Origin of the sequence: Halogeometricum sp. CBA1124 (assembly GCF_009741955.1) — an archaeon.
GTDB lineage: Archaea > Halobacteriota > Halobacteria > Halobacteriales > Haloferacaceae > Halogeometricum > Halogeometricum rufum.
The window spans coordinates 1-1,432 of record NZ_WPCD01000355.1 but is presented as its reverse complement, the minus strand read 5'-3'; the positions used below and the strand labels follow the sequence as shown (position 1 = coordinate 1,432).

At 70.8% G+C, this 1,432-nt stretch carries 1 protein-coding gene; it reads left to right on the top strand.

Annotated features, from left to right (window positions below; translation table 11 throughout):
• A partial coding sequence (mutS, locus tag GJ632_RS21445; RefSeq protein WP_394351849.1) for a DNA mismatch repair protein MutS occupies positions 1–1,195 on the top strand: 1,195 nt, incomplete at its 5' end.
• Positions 1,196–1,432 lie beyond the last annotated feature (237 nt).

Genomic DNA, 1,432 nt, shown 5'->3' with positions numbered 1-1,432 from the left:
CGGGCGCTCGAAGCGGTTCGTCACCGAGGAGTTAGAGGAACGGGAGCGCGAGATTCTCCGGCTGGAGGAGGCCCGCGGCGAACTGGAGTACGACCTGTTCTGCGAACTCCGCGAACGCGTCGCCGAACGCGCCGAACTCCTGCAGGACGTCGGGCGCGCCCTCGCCGAGGTGGACGTGCTGGCCTCCCTCGCCGCGCACGCCGCCGGCAACGACTGGACGCGCCCGACGCTGGCCGAACCCGGTCCCGTCCGCATCGAGGCGGGCCGGCACCCGGTAGTAGAGCGAACGACCGAGTTCGTCCCGAACGACCTGTTCATGGACCGCGAGCGGGGCTTTCTCATCGTCACCGGGCCGAACATGAGCGGGAAGTCCACGTACATGCGACAGGCCGCGCTCATCGTCCTCCTCGCGCAGGTGGGGAGCTTCGTCCCCGCTCGCGCGGCCGAAATCGGCGTCGTCGACGGCATCTACACCCGCGTCGGCGCGCTGGACGAACTCGCGCAGGGCCGGTCGACGTTCATGGTGGAGATGCAGGAGCTTTCGAACATCCTCCACTCGGCCACCGAGGACTCGCTGGTCGTCCTCGACGAGGTGGGCCGCGGGACGGCCACCTACGACGGCATCTCCATCGCGTGGGCGGCGACGGAGTACCTGCACAACGAGATTCGCGCGAAGACGCTCTTCGCGACGCACTACCACGAACTCACCTCGCTGGCGGACCACCTCGACCGGGTGGCGAACGTCCACGTCGCGGCGGAGGAACGCGACGGCGGCGTGACGTTCCTCCGAACCGTCCAGGACGGTCCGACCGACCGGTCCTACGGCATCCACGTCGCCGACCTGGCGGGCGTTCCGGAACCGGTCGTCTCCCGCGCCGGCGACGTGCTGGAGAGACTGCGCGCGGAGAAAGCCATCGAGGCGAGAGGCGGCGGCAGCGACGGCCCCGTACAGGCCGTGTTCGACCTGTCGTCCGGGCAGTTCAGTTCCGGCTCGACGGACGACGGCGCGGCCGGGACGGCGGCCGACGACCGGCGCGAGAACGGCACCGCCGCCGTCCAGCAGACGCGTCGGGCGGCGAACGGCGGAACCGAGGCCGTCGGGGGTGCCGACTCCGGCGACGCCGGCGACGACGAGGCGTCCGATACGACCCCGAACTGGCGGCCGTCGTCGACGAACTCCGGGAGACGGACGTGAACGCGCAGTCGCCGCTGGACGTCGTGCAACGGGTGCAGGAGTGGCAGGAGCGCCTCGCTGAAGACGAGTAGCGCGCCTCAGGCGACGGCGAGGCCGTCGGTGGCGTCCAGCGTGAGTTCGAACGTTCGGAGCGCGTCGGCGTACGGCGACCGGGGAAGGGCGGGGTCGTCCGTCTCGACGGCCGTCACGAACGCGTCCAGTTCCTTCTCGTAGGGGCGGTCGTCGCCCTCGACGTGG